Genomic DNA, 5,758 nt, shown 5'->3' with positions numbered 1-5,758 from the left:
AGTTACTATTGCTAATATAAATAATTCTTTCACTTTTTACTCCTTAAACTTTTTTTTCAAATTTTGTGATAAATGGAAGTGCAATCCATAAAGCAAAGAATGTTAATGCTGCATAATGCCCAATAACACTAAAAGAACCTTCAGGTGGCACTTTACCCATTGCTGTCAAAACAATCATATCGACAAGCATAGCCCAAAACCAAATTTGGAAAAGACCACGACGAGACGCAGGAACTGCATTCGGACTTCTATCTAAAAATGGTAAGAAGAAGAAAATAACCTGTGCAAATGCAAATGCTATTAGTCCTACATTTGTAGAGAACGGACGCAATACCTCATAAGACCATAAGAAATACCACTCAGGATAAATATGTGTCGGAGTATGAAGCCCATTTGCAGGGTCAAAGTTAACAGGATCCATTGCAAAATCATAGTGATAAAATACAAGATAGAAGAAAAAGATAAGATAAATTCCAACAACCATCATATCTTTTGCCAAGAAATCATTCATAAATCTAATAACTTTAGAATTTTTTGTATCACCAGCTAAATATTTTTTAGACTCAACTTCAAAATCAATCTCTTCACCATCTTGGTTGTTTACATGAGGAATACGAAGTGCTCCAAAGTGTAAAGCAATAAGACCAATAATAGCTAAAGGAATAAGTAATACATGAAGCATAAAGAAACGATTTAAGAATGCTTGAGCAGGAACATAATCCCCACGAATCCATTCAACTAAACCATTTGCATGCAAACCACCTAAACTAAATAGGTTTGTAATAACCATACCAGCCCAGTAAGACATTTGTCCCCATGGAAGCATATAACCAGAGAAAGCTTCTGCTGAGAATGCAACGAAAAGAAGCATACCTGAGATCCAAATCATCTCACGACCTTTCTTATAAGAACCATAGTATATACCAGTAAACATGTGAATATAAATGATTAAGAAAACTACTGATGCAGCTACACCATGTACATGTCTCCATAACCAACCATAACCAACTTCTTGCATAATCGTGTAGTTTACACTATCAAATGCCAAATGTACATTTGGTTGATAATACATAAGTAAAAAGATACCTGAAATTAACAATATACCAAATGTAATTGCAAGTATCATACCCATTGCCCATAAAAAGTTAATATTTTTAGGGATCCAATATTCCGTTGCCAAAACACGATTTAGAGTATCAACACCAAGGCGTTGATTCATCCAATCATGCAGGCTTGTAGCTTTTGTAAAATGTGCCATTTTTTTCCTTTTACTTATACTTTAAGTGTTACGCCATCAGCGAGCATTTTCTCATATTCAGGTGATGATTCACCTAAAACTAACTTCATACCATCTATTTTAAATGGAGGAATGTCAAAACCACGAGGTGGTGGAGATTTCGTAACCATACCTGCATCATCGTACATACCACCATGACAAGCACATAAAAAGTCTTTTTTATCTGGACGGTATCCTGGAATACAACCAAGATGCGTACAAAGTCCAACACAGACCATATAGTACTCACCACCAATTTTAAGAAGTCTCTTCTTATCCATTGCTGATGTTGTTTTTCCAGTAATTTCACTCGTATTTTTACCCTCAGTATCTAACATCTCTTTAGATTGCTTCAGAACAAAAATAGGCTTTCCTCTCCATTTTTCTACTACTAATTCATTCTCTTTATATTCTGACATATCAAGAGTAGTAAATCCCGCTGCTTTTACACTTGGAAGTGGGTCCCAAGATCTTTTCATCGCATAGAGCGATGCAACAGCACCAACTCCAGCAACAGCACCAAATGCTTTACCCATAAAACCTCTACGGCTACTATTTTTCATATTTCTCACCTGTTGTGAATTTTCAGCTCTTATTATATACCAAATAAGTTTTAATTAATTATAAATTTAAGTTATTTTTTATAAAAGAAGCGATTTTGTTACAATTTTGATCAATATCTTCATACTTAATCACAGAAATATTATTTATAATTTTATTTAGAGTATTTTTATTATATTCATAAATAATTGGTATAGATAATTTTTCAAAAAGAGGAATAAACTCTTTTGTATAATCTTCTCTTTGAAAATAGATAGGTTTTGCACCTGTTGCTAAGGAGTCTAAAATGGCTTGGGGCGAAGCACTTAAAAGAATTTCACTGCGTTTAATCATCTCTTCATAATCATCAAATTCAAAATTCTTAGGAAATTTTTCCTCTAACATCGTTTCATAATCAAGAAAATAGTAGAAACCCAACTGTAGATGAGGATGTAAATCTTCAATAAAACTGAAATATTTTTCTAAATCTTTTTCATAGTCATCATCCCCAAAAAAATAGCTTAGATTCACATCTTTTTTGAAATCACCAAAGTATTTTTCATCTACAACTACTGCGTTACAGATACCTTCACCCTCCAAATAGGGAGAAATTAGAAACTCTTTATCTGCTTTACTATCATCTTTATTATCACTTATTCTAATGAAAGATGAAAAATAATTTCTCATATCTTCAAGCATCACAGAATTTGCTTCATCAGAATCAAAAATAAGTCTATCGCCATTTTCAGCGATTTGAGGTATATTTCTTACAACATCAATCCCCACACTCTTCTCAATACCAAAATTACGAGCCTCTTGGGCAATTCTGTAATCGCTCGTTAAAAGTGTTATATCTTCATCTTTTAAACAGTTCAAAATAGCTGACGCACGACGAAATCTATCTAAACCTACACGGTGTCCAGTGTGTACATAGTAAAAAGTACGCACTATTTTCTTGCCGCCATTTTTATATAAATATGTAAAATCTCAATCGCAGCAGGAGTAATTCCAGAGATATTCATCGCTGCTTGAAGTGTTGGAGGATTAAACTCGGCAAGTTTTTCTTGAACCTCAGTTGAGAGTCCACTCACACCGGTAAAACTAAAGCCCTCAGGAATTTTAATTTTAAGATATTTTTTCATACGCTCTATCTCATCACTCTGCTTGTCAATGTAACGAGCATATTTTCCTTCAACAAGAATCTCTTCTTTGATGTAGTCATCATATTTTTCAAGTTCAGGAACAATTTGAAGCATCTTCTCTACAGTAAAACTTTTACGAGCAACAAGCTGTTGTGCGGTTGAAACATCTTTGAGCACAGCTTCATCCATAGATTCTAAAAGTGCATTAAACTCTTTGTTTGGTGTAAATTTTATCTCTTCTAGCAACCTAGCACCATATTTTATATCTTTATCTTTTGTTTTCACTTTTTCATACAGTTCATCAGAAACTAAACCAAGAGCATGCCCATAATGTGCCAAACGGGTATCGGCACTCTCTTCACGCAAAAGAAGTCTATACTCTGCACGACTTGTAAACATTCTATAAGGCTCATTTGTCCCTTTTGTAACCAAATCATCTATAAGAACACCGATGTACGCCTCATCACGGCGTAAAATAAGTGGCTCTTTATCTTGCAAGGAGAGAGATGCATTTATACCTGCCATCATTCCCTGTGCCGCTGCCTCTTCGTATCCTGTTGTTCCATTTATCTGTCCAGCAAGGTAGAGCCCAGAGATTTTTTTTGTCTCTAGCGAATGTTTAAGCTCACGAGGATCAACAAAATCATACTCTATAGCATAGCCATAACGCACAATTTTTGCATTTTCCATTCCTACTACAGAGTGAATCATATCTCGTTGTACATCAGGCGGCAAAGAGGTACTCATACCATTAATGTAGCACTCCGTGTTGTCAGATGTTTGTGGTTCTATAAAAAGATGGTGTCTCTCTTTATCTGGAAATTTATCTATTTTATCTTCAATAGAGGGACAGTATCTTGGAGATTTTCCAGCGATTTGTCCAGTAAAAAGTGGTGCACGATAAAAATTTGACTCTATAATACTGTGCGTAGTCTCATTTGTATAGGCTATAAAACATGGAAGTTGCTTTTTTGTTTTGCGAAACTCCTCTTTGTCTGTACGAAATGAAAAAGGATTTGGCAGTGCATCACCATCTTGCTCATCCATCTTATCAAAATCAATGGTAGAGCTATCGACACGCGCACATGTTCCAGTTTTTAGGCGTGCCATATTCAGACCACAATCTTCTTTTAGTGAAGCGCTGAGTCCAACACTTGTCTGCTCACCAAAGCGTCCACCAACCTGCTGAATCTCCCCAACATGAATAATTCCATTTAAAAAAGTTCCACTTGTAATGATGACTTTTTTTGCTCTATACTCATTTAAAAGTGCTGTTTTCACACCTTCAATAGTGTCATTTTCAACAATTAAAGATTCAACTGTATCTTGTGCCAAATCCAAATTTTGCGTATTGAGAATAACATTTCTTGCAATAATTCTATATTTGTCCATATCAATTTGAGCTCGACTTCCTCGAACAGCAGGACCTTTAGTTTGATTTAAAATCCTAAACTGTATTCCTGCTTCATCAGTAATCAAACCCATTTCACCACCAAGTGCATCTATTTCACGAACAAGATGCCCTTTTGCCAAACCACCTATAGCAGGGTTACATGAAGTAGCTCCTACATTTTCAGCAAGCATCGAGACCAAAAGCGTTTTATTTCCCATACGCGCAGCCGCTAAGGATGCTTCTATCCCTGCATGACCGCCACCTACTACTATTACATCATAATTCATATAAAAATCCATTCTATTATCTTAATGCGAATTTTATCATATTTGAGTATCATTAGCTCAATATTAACAAAATTAATTAGGGTTTTTAAGATGGATAGAGATTTATTTAAAGACTATGTACCTGAAATCTTAGTATATGATGAAAAAGTAGATGGAAGTTACGAGCATAAGATTCGTGATGAGCATCTTAGCACCAAAGAGAAACTACTTGCAAAAGTAAGAAAAGCAAAAGCTGCCGCAAAGGGCAACCAGACGATATACAGACAACCAATACGCACGGAGAATGAAGACAAATGATACAAAAAGCAAATGAAGCCTACACCGCAGGTGACTATGAGACTGCGTTTAAACTCTACACAGAGTTAGCCGCACAAGGAAATGCAGATGCGCAAACTTCACTTGGGTATATGTACCAACTAGGACAAGGGTGCCAAAAAGATGATGCAAAAGCCTTAGAACTTTACAAAAAAGGGGCAGAAGCAAAACAGCCTTACGCACTTTTTAATCTTGCAATTTTGTATGAAAACGGCATTGGTGGGGTAGAACATGATCAGTTTAAAGCACATGATTTACATCTTGAAGCAGCAACCCGTGGCGTACCTCCTGCAATGTATGAAACAGCCCTAATGTTAGAGCGCGGACTTGGCTGTATGCAAAATTACTCTGAGGCTGCGTTTTGGTATGAGGAGGCAGCTAAACGCGGTCACTTAGAAGCGTTTAACAATCTTGGTGCACTCTACAAAGAGGGGCATGGAGTTGAACAAGATGATGCAAAGTGTTTTGTATGTTTTAAGCGTGCCGCAGATGGTGGTCTGGCACAGGGTCTTTACAATCTTGGACTTTTATATGACCAAGGTATAGGATGTGAAACAGATAATGATAAAGCGCTTGACCTATGTAGAAAAGCAGCCTACAAAGGACACGAAAAAGCCAAACAAATCATTAAAGGTCTTCAAGAAGACGGAAAAATAGTATTTTAGTATAAAGGTATTCACTTGTTTACAGGTCTAATAAGAGAAGTCGCAACTGTTAAAAGCTTGGTAGGCAGCACACTTACCATCAAATCAAAATATAAAGCTGAGCTTGGTGATTCTATTGCCATAAATGGCGCCTGTCTTAC

The 5,758-nt window shown here is 36.0% G+C and carries 6 protein-coding genes and 1 pseudogene; 3 read left to right on the top strand and 4 right to left on the bottom strand.

The features are described from left to right. Positions 1 to 43: 43 nt before the first annotated feature. From MV589_RS05570 to mnmG, 4 genes are read right to left on the bottom strand one after another with little or no spacing between them, the layout of a single operon-like run. Positions 44 to 1,258, bottom strand: coding sequence for a cytochrome b (locus tag MV589_RS05570; RefSeq protein WP_297432868.1), 1,215 nt, complete (start codon positions 1,256 to 1,258; stop codon positions 44 to 46). 14 nt (positions 1,259 to 1,272) lie between these two features. Next, positions 1,273 to 1,839, bottom strand: coding sequence for a ubiquinol-cytochrome c reductase iron-sulfur subunit (petA, locus tag MV589_RS05565; protein WP_297432865.1), 567 nt, complete (start codon positions 1,837 to 1,839; stop codon positions 1,273 to 1,275). A 58-nt stretch (positions 1,840 to 1,897) separates the two neighbouring features. Further along, entirely contained in the window at positions 1,898 to 2,764 is an 867-nt protein-coding gene (locus tag MV589_RS05560; protein ID WP_297432863.1) for a hypothetical protein, read from the bottom strand. Continuing rightward, positions 2,764 to 4,638, bottom strand: coding sequence for a tRNA uridine-5-carboxymethylaminomethyl(34) synthesis enzyme MnmG (gene mnmG, locus MV589_RS05555; RefSeq protein ID WP_297432861.1), 1,875 nt, complete (start codon positions 4,636 to 4,638; stop codon positions 2,764 to 2,766). Before mnmG ends, MV589_RS05560 begins: the two co-directional genes overlap by 1 nt. A 90-nt stretch (positions 4,639 to 4,728) precedes the next feature. Here mnmG and MV589_RS05550 point away from each other — a divergent pair, with 90 nt between their 5' ends. The 3 genes and pseudogenes from MV589_RS05550 to MV589_RS05540 form a co-directional block, all read left to right on the top strand. After that, entirely contained in the window at positions 4,729 to 4,935 is a 207-nt protein-coding gene (locus MV589_RS05550) for a hypothetical protein (RefSeq protein WP_297432859.1), read from the top strand. Next, complete coding sequence (locus MV589_RS05545) at positions 4,932 to 5,618, top strand: tetratricopeptide repeat protein (protein ID WP_297432858.1); 687 nt, start codon at positions 4,932 to 4,934, stop codon at positions 5,616 to 5,618. Before MV589_RS05550 ends, MV589_RS05545 begins: the two co-directional genes overlap by 4 nt. Positions 5,619 to 5,633: 15 nt before the next feature. Then, positions 5,634 to 5,758: pseudogene (locus tag MV589_RS05540) on the top strand (riboflavin synthase); the annotation flags it as partial.

This window comes from Sulfurimonas sp. (assembly GCF_026991475.1).
Taxonomy (GTDB): domain Bacteria; phylum Campylobacterota; class Campylobacteria; order Campylobacterales; family Sulfurimonadaceae; genus Sulfurimonas.
This window is presented reverse-complemented; position numbering and strand designations above follow the sequence as displayed.

Coding starts and splice junctions, on each gene's coding strand:
- MV589_RS05570 (WP_297432868.1), bottom strand. CDS start 1,258: ATGGCACATTTTACAAAAGCTACAAGCCTGCATGATTGGATGAATCAA.
- mnmG (WP_297432861.1), bottom strand. CDS start 4,638: ATGAATTATGATGTAATAGTAGTAGGTGGCGGTCATGCAGGGATAGAA.
- MV589_RS05550 (WP_297432859.1), top strand. CDS start 4,729: ATGGATAGAGATTTATTTAAAGACTATGTACCTGAAATCTTAGTATAT.
- petA (WP_297432865.1), bottom strand. CDS start 1,839: ATGAAAAATAGTAGCCGTAGAGGTTTTATGGGTAAAGCATTTGGTGCT.
- MV589_RS05545 (WP_297432858.1), top strand. CDS start 4,932: ATGATACAAAAAGCAAATGAAGCCTACACCGCAGGTGACTATGAGACT.